Source organism: Bacillus sp. GM2 (assembly GCF_056155945.1).
This window is the reverse complement of record NZ_JBRKSZ010000007.1, coordinates 2,418,556-2,439,511: the sequence shown is the minus strand read 5'-3', so window position 1 is coordinate 2,439,511 and position 20,956 is coordinate 2,418,556. Positions and strand designations below refer to the sequence as shown.

The following is a 20,956-nucleotide window of genomic DNA, read 5'->3' as shown; positions in this document are numbered from 1 at the left end:
ATTTACAACGATATTTTCTCTGAAGCAAATAATGCCAATCGAATGCTCAGGGATGTATCAGGAGATTCTACAGATTGACCTAATATTTCTTCGCATTTTTTAATACGATATTTCACAGTATTACGGTGAATAAAAATATCCTCTGAGGTCTTTGTAAGATCACATTGGTTTGCCATATAGACATTTAACGTAAACCTTAGTTCTTTTTCCTTCATTGTTTGGGGGTAAGCTAATGGACCGAGTGTATAAATGATAAATGGTTTTAATTTATTCGTTGGAATGAGTTGTAATAATTCTTCTACGCTTTTAGATTTATAGGGCTCTACAAATTCTATTTCGCCTTGTTCATATTTATTATCATAAGCCTCATTCGCTTCGAAAAAAGACAGTGGTAATTGTGAAAGCTCGGAGACCTCATTACCAATGCCAAATGAAAGGGAGCTATTAAAAAATAGCTGATACTCTTTTTGGATATATCTGCAGTATTCCAAATAATAATGATGCCTTCTTTGTAAAAGTATCGTAAATCTGCGTTCACCCTGAGACATATATATACTGATGGAAGGGTCAATCCCAGTAAACTTATGTGTTAACCACTCAAAAGTCATCTGATATCGCTCATTTAAGTAGGCGCTATTTTCTACATTCTTTTCTTTGTCAATCCCGCAAATCATCACTTGGTAGAATTTGGATGGTTGGATATGATATTTTTTTAAAAGGTCGGTGTGTTGTGTTAGTGAAACAAGGTTATCAGGATGTTCGGACATCAGTGATGTAAAAAAATGGTTCGTATCCTGCTGCTCTGCTTCTTTGATTTTACTATTTTTATAAATTGCGAGACTAAGTGTGTTAACTGCTTGTTCTATTGTTAATAAACTAAACGGATAGTTGAGCAAATTAACATTTGAAATCATTAGATAATACGGAAAATATTTAAATGCAGGAACCTTAAATATAGCATATTCTTCCTGGAAAACACCATTGTGATTTGGCTCGATTTGCTCTGAATTTAAATATCTTCGGAAATAATTAAGGTTTTTTTGAACATGTTCTGAGTGTTGATGAAAGTGATGACTCGCTGACTCAACTTGATGAAAAGAATTTAGCAGCATGACAGGAACCTTTATAAGTCTACTTAAACGTTCAATCATCATGTTCAGGCTTAACCCTTGCATAACCATAGCATTTAACTCTTGTTGGATATCTAATGCGAAGTGTAATTTTTCTGTTTCTTCATCCAAGATAAATGACGATATATGATGAGTAATGGAACCCAAATTCCAACTTTCTGGAATTTCAATAATTGGGAATTTTAATTTGTTTGCAAAGGCAATAACCTCATCATCTAATTTTTTTTAAAATCGGGATAGCTTGATACCTAGACCAGCAACTTGTATATCATTTAACTCACTAATAAGACTGATAAGGCCGGATTGATCATACTGATAATTCATTCCTGTTGTTACGATAAGTGAGTGTGGGGTTGTAAAATTTTTAATATCAGGCGTTTCTGTAATATCAACCATTTCTACCACTCGTTCCAAATCGCCCTGCTCATTCAGCAATGTTAAATCTGAAAACTGCAGTACAGATAATATTTCTTTTAATGTTGTCATAAAGGCTGCCTCCTTATCTTTGTTAGAAAAAGATAAAATAAAAATGAAATATGTCAGATGTTACAAGGATAACTTTTCAATCTGATCGTACACTGTTTTTAAAGGTTATTATACGTATAATCCTTTAGTTAAAAATATTAAAGGAGAATCATTATGCTTCAACATGATTCTTCGTTTTTTGAAAAGCGTGGTTATAACAAAGATATCATGCCGAAGATCACTTGAACAAAGAAATTCATCCTCGATTTTTTTAACGTTGTGGATGGGAGCAGTGCATAATATTCCGAATTATATAGCTGTTGGTGATGTTTTACATCACCGTTTCAAGTAATGGTATCCCTTGTCGGATAGCCTTATGACCTGTTGCGAACGGATACACAGGTTCAAAATATGACATCCCGTTTTTATGCATTTAAAACCATACCTATAGTGATACAGGTGTTAACTGCCAGGTGTATGACGTGGAGTTGCGGCTTGGATTTCCTGGTTCACACGCTTTATTAATGAATAAGATTTTCCCGTTTTCATTGATAGTGGGGCAGGGCTGCCATTTTAGGGATTGGCTATTCCGGCGTTAATAGCTTATTTGCTATCGAGAAACATTAAATAAGTGCGATCTTAAAGCTAATGATTTACATTTTTTTGGTAGTGTAGCTATCTGCGGGATTAATGCCGGCGGTTGCGAAAGGCAGTATTTTTTATCCAACCATTAAAAAGAGGAGGATGATTTTAATGAATTTTGATTCAATTATCAAAAATGGATTAGTCATTCTGGAAAATGGTGAACAAGAAGTCGAAATAGGGATTAAAGATGGCAAAATCGCAGCAATCGGTCAAGATTTAGGTACAAGTGCAAAAATTATCGATGCAAAAGGATCGATTGTATCTCCAGGTATGGTTGATGCACATGTTCATATCACAGAGCCGGGCGGCGGCTATCGTGATGAATGGGAAGGCTATGATACAGGAACACGTGCCTCTGCAAAAGGCGGTGTCACGACGATCATTGAAATGCCATTAAATCAAGTGCCAGCAACGGTAGATGAGGAATCTATTCAAGAAAAATTTAAAGCTGGGAAAGGAAAATTATCTGTAGACGTTGCGAGTTACGGCGGTTTAGTTCCATTTAACTTGGATGGGGGTATTCAAGAGTTAGATAACAATGGTGTTGTTGCATATAAATGTTTTTTAGCCACATGTGGCGACCGTTCTATAGAAGGAGATTTCATGAATGTGGACGACTATTCCCTTTACGAAGGTATGAAACAAATTGCGAAGACAGGCAAAATATTATCTATACACGCTGAAAATGCCGCAATTACGGACAAGTTAGGGGAAATAGCATCTAAAAATGGTGAAACCTCATTACGTGCTTATGTAGATTCTCGACCCGTATTTACTGAAGTAGAACCGATTAGAAAAATAATTCTATTTGCGAAAGAAACGGGATGTCGTGTCCACATCGTTCATATCGCTTGTGAAGAGGGCGTTGATGAAATTGTCAAAGCACAACAGGAAGGGGTCGATATTACATGCGAAACATGTACACACTATTTATATTTCTATAAAGAAGAACTGGATAATATCGGACCAGTTGTAAAATGTTCTCCGCCAATCCGTGAGCAATCACGCTTAGAAGGCATGTGGAATCGGGTATTAAACGGAGATATTTCATTCGTTACATCAGACCATTCACCATGTACCCCAGACTTAAAAGCTACGGATAATGCATTTGAAGCTTGGGGGGGTATCGCAGGTATACAAAATAATGTTGACGTATTATTTGATGAGGGCGTGCAAAAACGTAATATGCCATTATCCAAATTTGCAGACATTATTGCTACAAACCCTGCGAAACGTTTTAATCTAACATCAAAAGGCAGTATTGCAGTAGGGAAAGATGCGGATTTCGTATTTATTAAGAAAGATGCACCTTATGAATTAAAAGCTGAGGACTTAGCATATCGACACAAAATTAGTCCGTATATTGGCCGCAAAATTGGTGCTCAGGTAGTGAAAACAATCCTTCGCGGTGTCGAAATCTATGATAAAGAAAAAGGGATTTCAAATGAAAAAGTAGGAAGATTTATTCCTTGAGTGACGGAATAGATATCCCGTCAGGAATTTGAGGCATAGAAAGATGTGAAGGCGCCCTGAGAATGTGTTACACTCGCAAATCAGTTTGTCATCAGGATTTCTTATGGCAGCTAATACAGCTGAAGTGAGCATGGAAAAGTTGACTTCACCACAATCTCTCGCTATTACAGCAGCAGCTGTTCATCAAATTGATCAGGTACACCTAGAATTGCTGCTGCTCGTCGTATGTATCCTACTCTTGGCATATCATTTATGATGTAATGAAACAGATAAACTACCCTATAAATCAATGGTTTTTATTGATTTATAGGGTAGTTTTTTTTATTTGCACCTTATTTAGTTGATGGGTAAGAGAGATGTGTCGCTCCCATCTATATATTTAGCGAGCGATCTGCGATTTTCTTTAGGAGAAATTCGATGCAAATTTTAATTTGTTATAAAGCGTATTTTTTTAAGTTTTTATGTAATCGAAAGCTAACAGTTTCTTTTTATCTCTGGCATTAGCCCATTATTTACATACCGTAAATTGATTAAAAGGTGTCTTTGTTAAAAGTGCATAAAATGTTTTTCCATTATTGTTGGTTATGTCAATGAATGGTTGTAAACAGGGTTCTATGATGAAAGTAAATAAAAGAAAGGGGGAGAAAAAGAATGGATATTCGATCAACCTTTGAAACGTTGGATAAGAAATTCACAAGTTTTGGCGGTTTAGAAAAAGGGGGTATTACGCGTCTGTTATACTCGCCTGAATGGATTGATGCAGTTCGCGAACTGGAAGCAACATTCAAGGAAGAAGGTTTAGAAGTAAGCTTTGATGATGTTGGGAACTTATCTGGTCGTCTTGTTGGAAGTAAATATTCTGAAGAAACTATTTTAACAGGATCACATATCGACACAGTTGTTGAAGGTGGTCATCTAGATGGACAATTCGGTATCTTATCTGCACTGGTTGCTGTGAAATATTTAAAAGAAAAACATGGTCAACCATTACGAACAATAGAAGTATTATCGCTCGCAGAAGAAGAAGGAAGCCGATTTCCATATACATTTTGGGGAAGTAAAAACTTCTTTAACCTAGCCAAAAAAGAGGATGTTGACACAATAGAAGATGCTGAAGGAATTAAATTCGAAGATGCTATGCACGAATCCGGTTTTGATTACCGTAAAACAGATGATGTCCGTGACGATATTAAAGCATTTGTTGAAGTACATATTGAACAAGGGAAAGTATTAGAGACGGAAAATAAAGCGATTGGTGTTGTAACTGGGATTGTTGGTCAAAAACGTTACTCAGTTAACTTGAAAGGTGAAGCAAATCACGCTGGCACAACACCGATGTCATTACGAAGAGATACAGTTGTTGCATATAGTGAGATTGTAACAGACTTAACGAAACGAGCTAGAGAAATTGGGGAGCCTCTTGTATTAACGTTTGGACATGTCACTCCTGTTCCAAACACGGTAAATGTCGTCCCTGGAGAAATTACTTTTTCGATAGACTGTCGTCATATTGATCAACAACTATTAAATGATTTTGCGAGAGAAATTGAAGATAAAGTTAAAGCGGTGGCAGAAGCAAACAGCATGGCTTATGACATTAATTTATGGATGGATGAAGCACCGTCATTGATGGATAAAGAAATCATTCAAATAATTGAACAAGCAGCTAAGGATAATGTGGGGGACAGCTATAAATTGATGCCATCTGGTGCAGGTCATGATGCACAAATTTTTGCGGATTTTGTCCCTACAGCAATGTTGTTTGTACCTTCTATTGGCGGAATCAGCCACAATACCAATGAAGAAACGAAGATAGAAGACCTTGTGAAGGGGATTGAAGTATTGAAAGATGTATTGTTTGAACTAGCTTATAAGGAATAATAATGAAAAGGAGCCAGATACTCATGAGTTACTTAAATCATAATCAAGGATACAGAGAAGGTTTATTAGAAACACGTTCAGTAATAAAAAAGGATAATTATGCGGTAATTACACCTGATGGCTTGGTTAATAATGTTGTACCTGGCTTTGAAGATTGTGATGTAACCATTTTAGGATCCCCGCGTTTAGGTGCAAGGTTTGTAGATTATTTGGTAACTGTTAAAAACAAGGGCGGAAACAAATCCGGTTTTGCCGGTGATGGTATCCAATCATTTGTGTACGTTGAATATGGTAAAATCAACGCTTTTGCGGACGGTAAAAAATACGAATTGGCAAAAGGCGGATTCTTATATGTACCTCCACACTTACAATTGACGTTTGATAATAATAATAATGGTGAGGACAGCCGTTTGTTTTTATACAAAAAGCGTTATCAGCCGCTTAAAGGATATAAACCAGAAATTGTTACAGGTAATGTGAATAACATCAAACAAGAAGCCTATGAAGGGATGAAAGAAGTATTAATTCAAGATTTACTGCCAAAAGAAATCGCATATGACATGAACATTCATATTCTATCGTTTGAGCCGGGTGCTTCGCATGGTTACATTGAAACGCACGTTCAAGAACATGGTGCTTATATATTAAGTGGACGAGGTGTTTACAACTTAGACAACGAGTGGATGCCAGTTGACAAAGGTGACTATATTTTTATGGGAGCTTATACGCCGCAAGCAACCTATGCAATTGGTTTGGATGAACCATTCTCGTATATTTATTCAAAGGATGCGAATAGAGATATTAATCTATAAAGAGGGGCAATGTTAATGAGTCAACCATTAGTGTATGTAGAACGTAATCGTCTCCGGCAGCTAATGAAAGATAAATTAGTGAAAGCAGGCTTACCTGAAGAACAAGCGGATAAAACAGCTGACTTACTCATTTTTGCAGATGAACGAGGTGTTCACTCACATGGTGCAGTAAGAATGCAATACTATTCCGAACGTACATTGAAGGGTGGATATAACCTGAAACCCGACTTCAGCTTCGAAAAAACGGGTCCAGCATCAGGGATTTACCATGGAGATAATGCGTTAGGGCATTATGTGAGTTATCAAGCAATGAAAAAGGCAATCGAATTAGCAAAAACATCAGGTATCGGTGTTGTCGGTGTAAAAGAAATGGGACACAGTGGTGCGATTGGTTATTATGCACGTCAAGCAGCATTAGAAGGTATGGTGGCATTAACAGTATGTCAATCTGATCCCATGGTTGTGCCATTTGGCGGTACCGAACCGTACTTTGGCACCAACCCAATTGCTTTTAGTGCGCCTAGAAAAGATGGTAGTCCAATACTGTTTGATATGGCAACAACGGTACAAGCCTGGGGGAAAATCTTAGATGCAAGAAGTAAAAACAAATCGATCCCAGACTCATGGGCAGTGGATAAAAATGGAGCACCAACAACAGACCCGTTTAAGGTAAATGCATTATTACCAATGGCTGGTCCTAAAGGATACGGGTTAATGATGATGGTTGATATTTTATCGGGGAGTTTACTCGGCTTGCCATTTGGCAAGCATGTCACTTCCATGTATAAAGATTTATCAGAGTACCGTCGCTTAGGGCAGCTTCATCTCGTAATCAATCCTGAATACTTTGGCGGGAAGGAGCAATTCTTGGAAAAAATATCTCAAATGGTTGAAGAATTACACGACAACCCGCCTGCTGAAGGGTTTGACAAAGTGTATTATCCCGGTGAAATTCAAATAGATGTGATGAAACAGTATAAAAAAACAGGTATCCCAGTTACAAAGGAAATTTTAGATTATTTAGAGTCAGACAAAATTTACTAATCTTGTAATGGAAGGGGGGAAGCAGATGCGTGTATCTAAGCAGGAGCTGTTTCATTTAATCAAACAGAAGCTAATCAAAGCTGGATTAAATGAAGGAGCCGCACACGATGTTTCAGATGTATTGACATTCGCCGATCATAGAGGAATCCATTCCCATGGTGCAGTACGTGTGGAATACTATGCCGAACGAATCGCAAAAGGCGGTATTACAGCAAATCCAAACTACACATTTGAACAAACAGGACCTGCATCCGCTGTCTTTAGCGGAGATAATGGTCCAGGTCACCAAGCAGCAAAACAAGCGATGGAAAAAGCGATCGAAATGGCAAAAAATTCAGGTGTTGCTGTTGTAGGCATGAAGAATATTTCGCATAGTGGTGCATTGGGTTACTTTGTTGAAATGGCAGCAGAACAGGACATGGTTGCTTTAAGTATGTGCCAATCAGATCCAATGGTCGTACCGTTTGGAGGAACAGAACCATACTTTGGCACCAATCCGATTGCTTATAGTGTACCATCGGCTGATGAACGCATGATCACATTTGATATGGCGACAACTGTTCAGGCATGGGGAAAAGTACTGGATGCCAGAAGTAAAAATGAATCGATCCCGGAAACATGGGCAGTAGATGCAGCCGGTGCACCAACAACGAATGCAAGAGATGTTCATGTACTTGTGCCAATTGCTGGTCCAAAAGGTTATGGATTGATGATGATGGTGGATATTTTATCGGGCAGTCTTCTGGGATTACCTCATGGCGTACATGTATCCTCCATGTATCAAGACCTGACAAAAGGCCGCGATTTAGGGCAAATTCATATTGTTATCAATCCAGCATACTTCACAGATTTAACTGCTTTTAAACAACAGATTTCGACGATGCTCGATGAATTAAAAGCACAACCGGCAGCAGAAGGCTATGGAGAAATTTATTATCCGGGTGAGCGCGGTAAATTAAGAAGTGCCAAATATGATAAAGAAGGAATTGAAATTGTAGACGATATTTATAACTACCTCGTTTCAGGCGATGTTCATTACAATCGCTATCATGGAAAGAATAGATTTGCAGAATAACAAAATGGAGGATCATTATGTTATACACAATTATAAAAGAAAACACCTATCAAGATTCTATCGTGTTAATGCTTTTATCAAACAAGTTATCTGCAATAGATGGTGTAAACAAAGTATCGATCATGATGGGAACACCAGCTAACAAAGATATTTTTAAATCTTCGGGTTTGGGCACAGATGAATTGGAAAAAGCAAACCCAAATGACATCGTTATCGTTATAGATACAAATCAAGAAGAAAAAGTGTCGGAAGTGAAAGAAGAAGTAGAAGCAGCTTTAAAAGGTGATTCCGCTTCACAAGACACATCTAAAGACCAAGAAGCACATAATTGGAAGCGTGCAATGGAGCTTGCGAACAACCCTAATTTGGCATTGATCTCAATTCCTGGTCAGTATGCAGCAATGGAAGCGGAAAATGCATTGAATGAAGGGTTACATGTATTTGTATTCAGCGACAATGTATCTAAAGAAGATGAGGTTAAGTTGAAACAAAAGGCGCATGAAAAAGGATTATTAGTAATGGGACCAGACTGCGGTACCGGAATTATTCATGGTGTGCCACTTGCATTTACAAATATCGTGAATGAAGGAGATATTGGCGTTGTGGGTGCATCAGGTACAGGGATTCAGGAAGTGACAAGCATCATTGACCGTTATGGTAAAGGTGTAACAAACGCAATTGGTACAGGTGGTCGGGATTTATCAACAGAGGTTGGTGCTATCACGGTTTTAGATAGTATCAAAGCATTGAATCAAGATCCAAAAGTAAAAGTGATTACAGTAATTTCCAAACCACCTGCAGAGGAAGTGCAGCAAAAAGTATTAAACGTATTAAGAAATATTGAAAAACCGGTTGTTACATTATTTTTAGGAGATAAACCAACTTATCAGGAAGAAAGTATTTATCATGCGTATACACTTGAAGAAGCAGCGGTTGTATCTGTTCAATTATCCAATGGTGACAAACCGAATTTTAAACCGACAGTGGCTGAAGATGTAAACGTGTCGTTAAAAGATTCACAAGTTGGTATTAAAGGTTATTACTCAGGCGGTACTTTGGCATCTGAAGCAGCTATGTTATTGAAAGAGGCATTCAAAGAGGAAGTACTTGAAGAGAAGAAAGAAGCCTATATCCTAAAAACAAAACATCATGAAATTATTGACTTAGGCGATGATATGTATACCCAAGGGAAGCCGCACCCGATGATTGATCCTGAAAAGCGCATCGAAATGCTTGAAACATCTGGAAACGATCCTGAAACAGCAGTCATCATGATTGATAACGTCATTGGCTATGGCAGTCATGATGATATGGCAAGTGAATTAGCACCGGCTATTAAACGTATTTTAGCCAATGCACATCAGGGAGGCCGCGAACTTGCAGTACTTGTAACAGTTGTAGGTACAGATAAAGACCCTCAAGGTTATGAAAAGCAAATTGAAACCTTAAAAGAAAGTGGTGCAATCATTTGTGAGACGAACGACCAAATGGTTCGTACAGCGATTAAACTGGCAGGAGGAAAAGTGGAACAGCCAGTCCTTGATATACAAAAATTTGATCATACCCAAGAAGACTTAACAGTAGACGAAAAAATTGTGTCCTTAATCAATACGAAACCAAGTGTCATCAATATTGGGCTGAAAAGTTTTACAGCAGCTGTTCAGAACAGCGGATCAGAGTGTGTTCAATTTAACTGGCGTCCAATTGCTGGCGGTGATGAAAAGTTAATGAAAGTACTTCAATTTCTAAACTACTATGAAGGAGAGACAATCTAATGGGGTACAAAACAATAAATGAAGCGAACGAAGCTGTTATCCAGAAGATCATAGCAGCTGAACCATTCTTAACGGATGTTGTACCTGCCAAGTCTGTGATTCCTGAATTAGAAGATTATGTGTTATTACATGCCGGGCCTCCAATTAAATATGAAAATATGACAGATCCTATGCAAGGCTCTTGTGTTGGAGCGATTCTTTTTGAAGGATGGGCAGAAGATGAAGAGGGAGCGCGTGAACTGCTTGAAAACAATAAGATTACATTTATTCCATGTCATCATGTGAATGCAGTTGGACCAATGGGAGGCATTACATCACCTAATATGCCGGTTCTTGTTGTGATTAACAAAGAGAGCGGCAACGAGGCGTACTGTCAAATGAACGAAGGCATCGGTGCAGTATTACGCTTCGGTGCTTATCATGAGCAGGTAATCAATCGCCTGCACTGGATGAAAGATGTGTTGGGTCCGGTGTTAAGTAAGGCATTAAGAAAAATTGATGGAGGCTTAAACGTTAATGTATTGATTGCTAAAGCTATTGCAATGGGGGATGAATTTCACCAGCGCAATATTGCAGCGTCATTGGTGTTTTTAAAAGAAGTTGCTCCAGTAATTGCAGCATTAGATGATGTTGAAAACGAACAAAGTACAGAAGTGATCCAATTTTTAGCTGATACAGACCAATTTTTCTTAAACATTGCCATGGCGACAGGAAAAGCAATGATGGATGCAGCGCGTACAATCAAACATGGTACAGTCGTTACCGCAATGTGCCGAAACGGTGAAAACTTTGGCATCCGTATTGCAGGTATGGGAGATGAGTGGTTTACAGCACCTGTTCATACACCGCAAGGGTTATATTTTACCGGCTACTCAGCGGAAGATGCAAACACAGATATCGGAGATTCAGCGATTACAGAAACAATTGGTGTTGGCGGCATAGCAATGATTGCTGCCCCTGCAGTAACACGTTTTGTTGGAACAGGCGGATTTAATGATGCGCTTGAAACAAGCAATCAAATGACTGAAATCTGTGTTGGAGAAAATCCGAACTTTGTTATTCCGACGTGGAACTTCAAAGGTGCGTGTTTAGGTATTGATGCACGTAAAGTTGTTGAAACAGGCATCACGCCGGTAATCAACACAGGTATTGCACATAAAATTGCGGGCTATGGGCAAATTGGTGCTGGTACAGTTCATCCTCCAATTGAATGTTTTGAGAAAGCAATCACAGCATATGCTGAAAAACTAGGTTTTCAAGGATGATTTTACAGGCAAGTGCGATTGGTTCAATCGCACTTCAGCTATTAATTGAGGGAAAAACGTTTACTGTGCACAGCATTTTTGAAAAAGGTTTAAATATTGTTGATCAGAATGATGAATTGATATTTATCGGCACAAATGAAAATGGGACCTTTCCATTTGGAATTTTGCTTGGCTCACAAACGAAGCAAACTTTAAAAGCAGGTCTTGAGGTGGGAGATTCATTACACGTTCGCAATAACCATCTTTCCCACAACTGTTTTAAACTCAATTTTAATGCGAAAATACTTCCGTTATATACGGATTTTAAACATGCAAACATCAATAAATTAAAAGAAAACGTGAAACAAATTTCATTTAAATCGTATGAATCTACTGATTTTGAAACAGCTCATGTGTCGGACTTGATAAAAAAATTACACGATCCAACAGAAAATTTGGAAGAGGAGTTTCGTTACTTTATCGGACGAGGCCAAGGTTTAACGCCAACAGGTGACGATATACTGGTCGGTATATTATATGGACATTTTATCAACTCTTTTATCGCACAAAAACACCTTGAAACATTAGGGAATTTAATCAAAAAACCCTTAACAACACTTGTTAGCACGCGCTTTTTAACTTGTGCTATAGAAGGTTTATTTAGTTCGAAAATTACAAGATTACAACATGATCCATCTTTAAAAAGTATGAAAAGCCTTATAAAAGTAGGTTCTTCTTCTGGGATGGATACTTTATACGGAATTTATATGGCTTTAACAGAGGAGTGAAAGAAATGGGGAAAAGAGTAGTACTGGCACTAGGAGGTAATGCAATTTTACAGCCAAAACAAGAAGCAACTTATGCCAATCAACTCAAAAATGTAATCTCTGCAACACGTCATATGATTGAAATAAAAGAAGCAGGACATAAAATTGTGATTACACATGGCAATGGTCCGCAAGTGGGGAATATTATTGCTCAAAACGAAGCTGCCAAAAATGTTGTTGAACCACTGCCAATCTATGCCTGTAACGCAGAATCACAGGGATTCATTGGTTATATGCTGGAGAAATCTTTAAAAAACCATATTAAAGAACGGGGCATTGCTGCGAATGTAGCTACATTTCTAACAATGGTTGAAGTTGACAAGGATGACATAGCATTTGAAAAACCAACGAAACCAATAGGAGTATTTTATTCAGAGGAAGAGGCGAAGCAATTAGAAGAGAAAGGGTTTACGATGTCAGAAGATGCAGGGCGAGGCTACAGACGAGTTGTGCCTTCCCCGGAACCGAAAGTGATCATGGGATAGAAGAGATTCGGCGTTTAATTGATGAAACGATTGTTATCTCCTCTGGCGGCGGTATACCTGTATATCGTGACGACAGCGGTCTATTACACGGACTTGAAGCAGTAATAGACAAAGATCGTTCAGGATTAAAGCTTGCACAACAAGTAAATGCCGATGTTTTCATGATGTTGACTGACGTACCAAATGTATTTATCAATTTTGGCAAAGAAAATGAGCAAAAACTAAGCCGAATAACAGTAGAAGAAGCAGAACAATATGTGGCAGAAGGGCAATTTCCTGCTGGCAGTATGCTGCCAAAGATCCAAGCGGCTATAGAATTTGCAAAGTCAGGTAAAGAGGCAATGATCTGTTCATTGGATCAAGCGGTAGCTGCGCTAGATGGAAAAGCGGGGACGCGCATAACAAAATAAGACAATCCGTGTTGTTCATAAGGAGGATAAAAGACAAAATTCCTCCTTTTTCCAGATGCGACCGCATTTGATGTGTCATTTACTTTAAAACTTTCTCTTAATGCTGCGCAGACAGATTTCGAAAAGAAACAATCTATGAAGTCTAAATCGAAAGTCAAGGATGAGTGGGGAATAATGGATCATTTAAAAGTTGAAGGAGGAAGTTTGATGACAAAAGAGACGGGATCAGTTGGTGATAAAGGAAAACAACCACTGATTCCCTATTGGGTTAAAGTTGTTATCGTATTTTTCTTCGGTTGGGTAGCTCTTTATGCAACGCGAACAATATTAAACCCGATTATGGGGGATATTGAATCAGCGTTTTCATTAAGCAAGGCACAACTTGGCTTAATTATGAGTATATTTTTCATCGGTTATGCAAGTATGAACGTTCCTGCAGGAATATTAGGAGATAAAATTGGAAAAAAACGCGTGTTGGTTCCGGGTGTTATTCTATTTGGGTCGCTCGCAGCAGTTACAGGAATGATGCCTACATTTTTTCTATTTATCGCTGCATGGCTTATGGTTGGTATGGCTCAGGGAGTATATTATGGGCCGCAATATGGAATATCATCCGAAATGATCCCGAAGAACCGTTTAACATTAGGTAGTGCTGTAATTAATGCAGGGATGGCTTTTGGTACTTCAATTGGCTATTATATCTCCAGTTATGTGGTAGGAGAATGGGGATTCGGATGGAGAATTCCATTTTTTATCATCGGAGTGCCGGTTGTACTTATCGGTATTGCAATGGCAATTGTCATTAAAGACAAGCCCAAAACTGATAAAGTGGTTAAAAGTACCGCTGAACCGTTTAAGTTTTCATCTTTATTTAATAGAAACTTAATTTTGGCATATATTATTATTTTCTGCTCTATTTACGGATTCTTTATGATTATTACTTGGTTACCATACTATTTAGAAACAGCACGCGGTTTAACCGGAGGAAATATCGCCTTTGTTGCATCACTTGTTCCATGGGCAGCGATTCCAGGTTCATTATTTTTTAGTTGGCTGTCAGATAAGTTAGGCCGGCGTAAACCTGTATTGCTCATGATGTTACCGTTTGGTATTTTATCAACAGCTGCAATTGTTTACTTTGATAGCTTACCAATTCTGTATATAACACTAATTGTGTATGGAATTGTAGGGAAAATTAGCGTTAATCCCGTTTTAATTGCTGTTGTAGCAAATAATGCACCAAAGCAGTCATTAAGTACAGCATTTGGATTCTACAACTTTGTTGGAATGTTAGGTTCCATTTTAGCTCCATATATTACGGGCTGGCTTACAGACAATACAGGAAGTATGAATATAGGATTTTATTTTGCGGCAGCTCTGTTAGTCATCGCATTGATTGCAACATATTTAATAGATGAAAGTAATTTGCCCTCTGTAGATAAAGCAGCTAAAGATCATTAGTCAGTAAAAGCTTATGACTTCTTCACTGTAATTGCGCTAAGCGGCATAACAAAGGCGACAGCCAGACTGATAGATGCAAATAATAAACAATTCGGGAGCGCGGTTTTAAAATTCAGCAACGTCTGCAAAACAGCATGGGCTAAAATGACGCTGGGAAAAGCAGCGCCCTCAGGCTTGGAGGCAAATGCATATGTGAAAAGAAACACAGACGGAAAAGAACTGAGCTGCAGCTCAGCTGGAGGAAACGGAAAAGTGCTCCCTGGTCAGACAAATCGATGGTTTATGTTCTCGATCAGCGTTCTTCATATGCGATGTGGAAATATTATCATCCATCAAGCGGAACCCTCGCTTATGCCTATATAAGTTCGTATTCATATTGAAGCAGTAGTGTATGAAAGCACCCTTTCAGCAAGGGTGCTTTTTGCTGTCTTATCAGTCCCGGTTTCTCATCTCTTGAAGAGTCATTTGACCTAATAAAGGAGCGGGAACAGTGGGGGATTCAAAAAAACTGTGCAAAATGAACTATTACTATTAATTTATATAAGGGGAAAAATATAGTATGATAAGAAATGAATAAAATACAAAAAAATTGAATATCGGCAGAAAGGAGCTCCATATGAACAAAATCGCCGCGGAAGAAGTCGCCAACATGCTCAATACATGGTACCGCGCAATTAGAAGAAGCGATGCTGAACAGTCGATCAGGCTGTTTGAACAAATCAAACCGCTGCTGGCAGACATGGAGGAAGATCAGGAAGTTTTGATCTACTATTCCTTGCTGGAACTGCGGCATAAAATTATGCTCTACGATGCGAGAGGCAAAAAGATAGAGCAGCACGACGTAACGGCCGGCGACAGTGCTGCATCACATATGACATCCTATTACTACTACCTGTTTTCAGGAGCTTATGAAGTGTATAAAAAAAATTATGAGCAGGCAATCAGCTTCTATAAAATTGCCGAGAAGAAGCTTGCTCATGTACATGATGAAATTGAAGTTGCCCAATTTCACGATAAAGTCGGAAAGCTCTACTATTACTTGGGCCAGAATATCGTCTCTTTAAACCATACCCGGCAGGCGATGGAAATTTTCAAAGGACATGGCGACCATGACATGAACCTTGTCTCAACTTATATTACAATGGCCGGAAATTATACCGAGATGGGGAAATATACAGAGGCGGAAGAATATTTAACAGAAGCAATCCATACTGTCAGAAAAGCCGGCGACCATTTTAAAGAAATGCAGCTCCTTCATAATTTTGCCTTGCTTTATGCGGCGATGGACAAATCGGACAAGAGCATTCAATTTTTAGACATCGTTTTGAATGATCATGCATATGCTGCATCGGATTATTATTTCAATGCCGTGTTTTTAATGATCAAAGAGCTGTTTAAAACCGGAGACTATGAACGCGCCGCAGCCTTTTACAAAGAAGGGAAGGAAAGGTCGCAATCTGCGGCGAATGAAATATTTGACGCTAAAATCGATATTTTATATGCGGCTTATGCTGGAGGTGGTGAACAGGCGGTTAAAGACTGCAAAGACAACATAGAAATCCTCTTTCAAGCAAAGCATTACGACAGTGCCAGAGAACTTTCACTCTTAACGGCCAATGTTTACAGATCAAAGTCTCTTTATAAAGAGGCCGCACATTTCTTTTTGGAAGCGATTAAAGCGGAAGAAAAAATGAAAAAAGTGGAGGGAATGTGATGAAAAAACTGTTCATTGTTGCTGCGATTGCTGCCGTCGTATGTTCGGGATGGTTTGCGGCAGAAACTCATTCGCCATCCGGCGACATGCAGATTGCTGAAAAGATGGTCGGTTAAATCGGATACCCGGAATGAATTTTGAACATCCGCTCCTGAGCTAAGGGGCGGGTTTTTTTGTAGAGAAATCTAATTTCTGATTTTTTTAAAATATTGAAAACTTTTTCTTTGTTTGTTATGATGTCTTTAGTAAAGTTTAGTGAATATGGATTCTAAAGACAGGACGGGATGAAAATGGCGACGATTAAAGAAATTGCGCTTCAGGCTAAAGTATCAAGCACAACGGTTTCAAGGGTTTTGAACCATGACCAGTCATTAGCAGTGGCTCCTGAAACAAGGCAGCGGATTTTGGATATAGCAGACCGGCTCGGCTATAAAAGCACGCGCAGGCGCCGCGACGTATATGCCACAGAAAGCGGGGAAAGCCCGCGAATCGGCATTGTTGTCTGCCAATCACAGGAAGAAGAGCTGAACGATCCATACTTTTATTCCATCAGGCAAGGAATTGAAAGCGAGTGTTTTGATAGAGGAGCGTTTATTACGAAGTTTTTTCAGCTGAGCAGCATCCGCTCAAATCAGCCTGCAGGCGATGTCGACGGCTTAATCGTCATCGGAAGGATCGATTTTGCCGGCTTGCAGCAGTGCATGGGGGCGCTCAACAACGTCGTGTACATCAACCATACAGACAATGAAGAACTGCGCGACTCGGTTGTCGTCGATTTTGAGAAGGCGACGGGGAGGGCGCTGAACCATTTGAAATCGCTCGGCTATACAAGGCTCGGTTATATCGGCGGAAGAGAAAAAGAGCACTTTCGAATCAGCGATCAGGAGACAAGCGCCATTGAAATCGAAGACAAACGGCTGACTGCGTTTCTGGAGATGGCCGGTTCGGAAAACGCGAAGCACATTTATGTCGGCGAGTATTCGATGCAGCAAGGCTATGAGCTGATGAAAAAAGCGCTTCTTGAGAAAAACGTTCCCGAAGCTTTTTTTATCGCCAGCGATTCAATGGCCATCGGCGCGCTCCGGGCTCTTCGAGAATCGGGACTCAAGGTTCCCGAAGATGTTGCCATCGTCAGCTTCAACGGCATTGAAGCATCCGAATTTGCTAATCCGCCATTGACTACCGTAAAGGTTCATACAGAAGAGATGGGCCGGACGGGTGTGAAACTGCTGCTCGACAGAATGAAAGGACGGGAACTCCCGCTGAAAGTGACCGTACCTTCAGAGCTGATTATTCGGGAAAGCTGCGGATTCAGCAAGCGGAGCTAATGGTAAGGATCAGGCGCTTTTCAAGGAGGTGAGGCAAACAGGTTTACTAAATTATAGTAAATGATGAAAGCGCATTATCCACCGCCCAAAATTTCATAATTGGAGTGAAATTGATGAAAAAAATCATTTTCTCTTTTATTCTCCTGATCATTTTGCCTGCACTAGCAGCGGGCTGCTCGGGAAAGAATGCCGGAAAGAACGGAGAGGTCACACTTACAATGTTTTCGACAATGACAAACGACAGTGAAAAAAACACGCTCAGAAGCATCGCAGATGATTTTGAAAAAGAAAATGAAGGCATCAAAATCGATATCAGCTTCCCCGGCCCGGACTATGAAAATATGCTGCGCGTCAAAATGGCGGCAAATGACATGCCTGACTTGTTCGATACGCACGGCTGGGCAAAAATCCGCTACGGGGAATACACCGCAGATTTAAAAGACATGGATTGGGTGAAGCATCTCGATCCAAACCTCGATCCGATTTTGAAGGATGAAAAAGGCAAAGTATATGCCTACCCTTTCAATCAGGCAAAAGACGGGATCGTCTACAATGCCGGTTTGTTGAAGAAATACGGTCTCAAGCCTCCGCACACGTTGGACAAACTGATGCACGCGCTGGAAACGATCAAAGAAAAAAGCAATGGGAATGTCATTCCTTTTTGGTTCGCCGGTTCAGATAAAGGCGCTTTAGCTCAGTTTTATGATCAGTTTGCCACCCCGCTTCTCATCACAGATGATCGCCGCAATGAAAAAAAAGCTTTGGAAAACGGCACATTCGACTGGTCCGCCTACACACTTCTCGCAGAAACCTTTAAAGAAATGCAGGAAAAGCAATTGATCAATAAAGATGTCCTAACGGCAAAACCGTCGCAATTGGTCGAATTAATGGCACAAGGAAAAATCGGCTTTACCCTCTCGGTCACATCGATCGGCCCTGATACGAGAGAAGTCAACCCCGATATCCAGTTAGGCGTGATGCCGACGCCAGCCGTTTTTGAAGGCGACAAACCGAGCTGGATTGGAGGAGAGCGCCATACCGTTGCTGTCTGGAAAGACTCAGAACACCTCGAAGAAGCAAAGCGGTTTATTGAATTCGCCGCACAGCCCAAATATGCGAAAAAGATCGCCAAAGCCACCTCATTTCCTCAAGCGTTAACCAACACAGAAGCAGAAAACTACTATTCTAAGTTTTATGATCAATATAAAGAAATCGAAATCGAACCGTACTTTGACCGTGTTTACCTCCCGAGCGGAATGTGGGACGTCATGGGGACGACGGGACAGGAACTTTTGGCCGGCACGTTAACGCCGAAGCAGGTATCGGAAAAAATGAAACAGGAATACAGCAGATTACAAGAACAATAGAAAGGGTCGTTATCATCATGATGAAAAAAGAAGGGTGAAATGATGAGCGAATTAGCTAAAGGAAAAAGTCTGACTATTGCGGAAAGTAAAAGGGGATTTGTGAAGAAAAACGGATCGCTCTGGTGGATGTATCTTCCCGCCTTGGCGCTTGTATCCATCTTTATGATTTATCCGTTTGCGAGCGGCATAAAAATCACGTTTACGAACTGGAACGGTTTTTCACAGTCGTATGACTGGATCGGCTTTGTCCAATATAAACGGATGCTGGCCGACCCGGCCACATGGCTTGTCGTCAGAAACACCCTGCTGTATGGACTGGGCAGTACGATTTTGCAAAATGTCATCGGTCTTCTCTATGCCCTCCTGCTGTTTAAAAGCATCAGAATGAAAGCGCTGACACGTACGGTTGTCTATTTGCCCGTCATCATCAGCCCGCTGATCATGGGGTATATCTGGTATTTTTTCTTCACCTATGAAGGAGGCGCCTTGAACGATGTGCTGAAATTATTCGGGGCAGGTCCTGTAAACGCCTTGAGCAGCCCGGAAATCAATCCGTGGATCATCGTATTTGTCAATTCATACCAGTTTGTCGGTATTGCGATGGTCATTTATTTAGCTGGTCTCGGAAGCATTCCGAAAGATTTTTATGAAGCGGCGCAAATCGACGGGGCAAGCGGTTTTCAGCAGTTTTGGAAGATTACGCTGCCGCTGTTGATGCCTTCTGTCACAATCAATATGGTCATCAATATCATCGGCGGACTGAAGCTGTTTGATGTCATTTTAGCGCTGACAGGCGGCGGTCCGGGAAATGCTTCGCAATCGATGTCGACTTTTATGTACGATTTGTATTTTAAAAGGCAGGATGCAGGTTATGCAGCCGCTCAGGGGGTTTTCATGGCGGCGTTGATACTGCTGATCAGCTTTACGGCTCTTATTTATTTTAAGCGCAAGGAGGTCGAAGCCTAGATGAATCGCCAAGAGAAAAAGAAGCGGGCGCTGTGGACGGCGCTGGCCGTATGTATTACCGTTTTTCACCTGATTCCATTTTATATTTTGCTGACGACCGCGCTGAAAGCAAAGGGGGATTTCAGCTCGAAATGGAAGTTTCCTGACGAAATCAGCCTCGGTAATTTCGCAGAAGCATGGGATAAAGCAGGTCTGGCCGGCTCGTTTTTCAATACCGCTGTGATCACTTTTGCTTCGGCGGCTCTGTTGATTGTGATCGGCTCTCTGGCGGCCTATCCGCTCGCCAGGCGCAGAACAAAGCTCAATCAAGCCGTTTACTTCCTGTTTATCGGCATTATGATCATTCCGCCGCTGACATCCATGGTTCCTTTATACAAAATGGTGGTGGAGCTCGGCATGCTGAATACGCTCGAAATCGCGATATTGAATAATACGGCGGCTTATATGCCCTTGACGATTTTTTTGTATGCTGGATTTATCCGCTCGACGATTCCGAAAGAGCTTGAAGAGGCGGCAAGAATCGACGGGGCGAGCACGGCGGGCATTTTCTTCAGAATCGTCTTTCCTTTATTAAAACCGGTGACTGCGACGATATGCATTATTGCCTGTGTATTCATTTGGAACGACTATCAGTTTTCGATCTTTTTCCTTCAAGACAAAAGTGTGCAGACTTTGACTGTGGCGATTGCCGGCTTCTTTGGGCAAAATGCGAACAACCTGCACTTGGTGGCTGCGGCTTCGCTGATGGCGATGCTGCCGATGACGATTCTATTTTTATTCCTGCAAAAGTACTTTATAAAAGGATTATCAGCAGGAGCGCTAAAAGGTTAGCGGAAATTTCTCGGGGAAAGGAA

16 protein-coding genes and 2 pseudogenes are annotated in these 20,956 nt (G+C 40.3%); 17 read left to right on the top strand and 1 reads right to left on the bottom strand.

Going from position 1 to position 20,956, the window contains the following annotated elements:
• Positions 1-2 precede the first annotated feature (2 nt).
• Positions 3-1,616, bottom strand: a pseudogene (locus tag ACVC9U_RS13415) (PucR family transcriptional regulator).
• Between the two features lie 732 nt (positions 1,617-2,348).
• On the opposite strand from ACVC9U_RS13415, the gene allB reads away from it, so the two are divergent.
• The 17 genes and pseudogenes from allB to ACVC9U_RS13330 all read left to right on the top strand — a co-directional run bounded on the left by allB (position 2,349) and on the right by ACVC9U_RS13330 (position 20,933).
• Positions 2,349-3,713, top strand: a complete 1,365-nt coding sequence (gene allB / locus ACVC9U_RS13410) for an allantoinase AllB (RefSeq protein ID WP_441391161.1) — start codon at positions 2,349-2,351, stop codon at positions 3,711-3,713.
• A gap of 651 nt (positions 3,714-4,364) precedes the next feature.
• On the top strand, positions 4,365-5,594 hold the full coding sequence (gene allC, locus ACVC9U_RS13405) for an allantoate deiminase (protein WP_252606654.1): 1,230 nt from the start codon (positions 4,365-4,367) through the stop codon (positions 5,592-5,594).
• A gap of 23 nt (positions 5,595-5,617) precedes the next feature.
• Positions 5,618-6,406 carry a (S)-ureidoglycine aminohydrolase gene (gene allE, locus ACVC9U_RS13400; protein ID WP_145653630.1) on the top strand — a complete coding sequence of 263 codons (789 nt, stop codon included), beginning with the start codon at positions 5,618-5,620 and terminating at the stop codon, positions 6,404-6,406.
• 15 nt (positions 6,407-6,421) lie between these two features.
• Positions 6,422-7,450: an ureidoglycolate dehydrogenase gene (gene allD, locus ACVC9U_RS13395; RefSeq protein WP_441391160.1), complete on the top strand. Its 1,029-nt coding sequence runs from the start codon at positions 6,422-6,424 to the stop codon at positions 7,448-7,450.
• 25 nt (positions 7,451-7,475) lie between these two features.
• Positions 7,476-8,525 carry an ureidoglycolate dehydrogenase gene (gene allD, locus ACVC9U_RS13390; protein WP_441391159.1) on the top strand — a complete coding sequence of 350 codons (1,050 nt, stop codon included), beginning with the start codon at positions 7,476-7,478 and terminating at the stop codon, positions 8,523-8,525.
• Between the two features lie 17 nt (positions 8,526-8,542).
• Positions 8,543-10,300, top strand: coding sequence for an acyl-CoA synthetase FdrA (locus ACVC9U_RS13385; RefSeq protein WP_075754866.1), 1,758 nt, complete (start codon positions 8,543-8,545; stop codon positions 10,298-10,300).
• On the top strand, positions 10,300-11,565 hold the full coding sequence (locus tag ACVC9U_RS13380) for a YlbE family protein (RefSeq protein WP_075754868.1): 1,266 nt from the start codon (positions 10,300-10,302) through the stop codon (positions 11,563-11,565). Before ACVC9U_RS13385 ends, ACVC9U_RS13380 begins: the two co-directional genes overlap by 1 nt.
• Positions 11,562-12,332, top strand: coding sequence for an oxamate carbamoyltransferase subunit AllH family protein (locus ACVC9U_RS13375; protein WP_075754870.1), 771 nt, complete (start codon positions 11,562-11,564; stop codon positions 12,330-12,332). The genes ACVC9U_RS13380 and ACVC9U_RS13375 overlap by 4 nt, the downstream gene beginning before the upstream one ends.
• A 5-nt stretch (positions 12,333-12,337) precedes the next feature.
• Positions 12,338-13,266, top strand: a pseudogene (gene arcC, locus ACVC9U_RS13370) (carbamate kinase).
• A gap of 207 nt (positions 13,267-13,473) precedes the next feature.
• On the top strand, positions 13,474-14,727 hold the full coding sequence (locus ACVC9U_RS13365) for an MFS transporter (protein WP_434174061.1): 1,254 nt from the start codon (positions 13,474-13,476) through the stop codon (positions 14,725-14,727).
• A gap of 30 nt (positions 14,728-14,757) precedes the next feature.
• The gene (locus ACVC9U_RS13360; RefSeq protein ID WP_338399916.1) at positions 14,758-15,090 is read left to right on the top strand and encodes a DUF2690 domain-containing protein; all 333 of its coding nucleotides are present in this window, start codon (positions 14,758-14,760) and stop codon (positions 15,088-15,090) included.
• Positions 15,091-15,343: 253 nt separating this feature from the next.
• Positions 15,344-16,441 carry a Rap family tetratricopeptide repeat protein gene (locus ACVC9U_RS13355; protein WP_048350665.1) on the top strand — a complete coding sequence of 366 codons (1,098 nt, stop codon included), beginning with the start codon at positions 15,344-15,346 and terminating at the stop codon, positions 16,439-16,441.
• The gene (locus tag ACVC9U_RS13350; protein WP_020450851.1) at positions 16,441-16,557 is read left to right on the top strand and encodes a hypothetical protein; all 117 of its coding nucleotides are present in this window, start codon (positions 16,441-16,443) and stop codon (positions 16,555-16,557) included. Before ACVC9U_RS13355 ends, ACVC9U_RS13350 begins: the two co-directional genes overlap by 1 nt.
• A gap of 174 nt (positions 16,558-16,731) precedes the next feature.
• Positions 16,732-17,769: a LacI family DNA-binding transcriptional regulator gene (locus ACVC9U_RS13345; RefSeq protein WP_048350666.1), complete on the top strand. Its 1,038-nt coding sequence runs from the start codon at positions 16,732-16,734 to the stop codon at positions 17,767-17,769.
• Positions 17,770-17,882: 113 nt separating this feature from the next.
• Positions 17,883-19,136 carry an ABC transporter substrate-binding protein gene (locus ACVC9U_RS13340; protein WP_048350667.1) on the top strand — a complete coding sequence of 418 codons (1,254 nt, stop codon included), beginning with the start codon at positions 17,883-17,885 and terminating at the stop codon, positions 19,134-19,136.
• 42 nt (positions 19,137-19,178) lie between these two features.
• Positions 19,179-20,102 (top strand): carbohydrate ABC transporter permease, encoded by a 924-nt coding sequence (locus ACVC9U_RS13335; protein ID WP_075754875.1) that lies wholly within the window; start codon positions 19,179-19,181, stop codon positions 20,100-20,102.
• Positions 20,103-20,933: a carbohydrate ABC transporter permease gene (locus ACVC9U_RS13330; RefSeq protein WP_048350669.1), complete on the top strand. Its 831-nt coding sequence runs from the start codon at positions 20,103-20,105 to the stop codon at positions 20,931-20,933.
• The last annotated feature ends 23 nt before the right edge of the window (positions 20,934-20,956 follow it).

Bases quoted from the DNA above. Each gene is read 5' to 3' on its own strand.
- allB (WP_441391161.1), top strand. From the start codon at position 2,349: ATGAATTTTGATTCAATTATCAAAAATGGATTAGTCATTCTGGAAAAT.
- allC (WP_252606654.1), top strand. From the start codon at position 4,365: ATGGATATTCGATCAACCTTTGAAACGTTGGATAAGAAATTCACAAGT.
- allE (WP_145653630.1), top strand. From the start codon at position 5,618: ATGAGTTACTTAAATCATAATCAAGGATACAGAGAAGGTTTATTAGAA.
- allD (WP_441391160.1), top strand. From the start codon at position 6,422: ATGAGTCAACCATTAGTGTATGTAGAACGTAATCGTCTCCGGCAGCTA.
- allD (WP_441391159.1), top strand. From the start codon at position 7,476: ATGCGTGTATCTAAGCAGGAGCTGTTTCATTTAATCAAACAGAAGCTA.
- ACVC9U_RS13385 (WP_075754866.1), top strand. From the start codon at position 8,543: ATGTTATACACAATTATAAAAGAAAACACCTATCAAGATTCTATCGTG.
- ACVC9U_RS13380 (WP_075754868.1), top strand. From the start codon at position 10,300: ATGGGGTACAAAACAATAAATGAAGCGAACGAAGCTGTTATCCAGAAG.
- ACVC9U_RS13375 (WP_075754870.1), top strand. From the start codon at position 11,562: ATGATTTTACAGGCAAGTGCGATTGGTTCAATCGCACTTCAGCTATTA.
- ACVC9U_RS13365 (WP_434174061.1), top strand. From the start codon at position 13,474: ATGACAAAAGAGACGGGATCAGTTGGTGATAAAGGAAAACAACCACTG.
- ACVC9U_RS13355 (WP_048350665.1), top strand. From the start codon at position 15,344: ATGAACAAAATCGCCGCGGAAGAAGTCGCCAACATGCTCAATACATGG.
- ACVC9U_RS13350 (WP_020450851.1), top strand. From the start codon at position 16,441: ATGAAAAAACTGTTCATTGTTGCTGCGATTGCTGCCGTCGTATGTTCG.
- ACVC9U_RS13345 (WP_048350666.1), top strand. From the start codon at position 16,732: ATGGCGACGATTAAAGAAATTGCGCTTCAGGCTAAAGTATCAAGCACA.
- ACVC9U_RS13340 (WP_048350667.1), top strand. From the start codon at position 17,883: ATGAAAAAAATCATTTTCTCTTTTATTCTCCTGATCATTTTGCCTGCA.
- ACVC9U_RS13335 (WP_075754875.1), top strand. From the start codon at position 19,179: ATGAGCGAATTAGCTAAAGGAAAAAGTCTGACTATTGCGGAAAGTAAA.
- ACVC9U_RS13330 (WP_048350669.1), top strand. From the start codon at position 20,103: ATGAATCGCCAAGAGAAAAAGAAGCGGGCGCTGTGGACGGCGCTGGCC.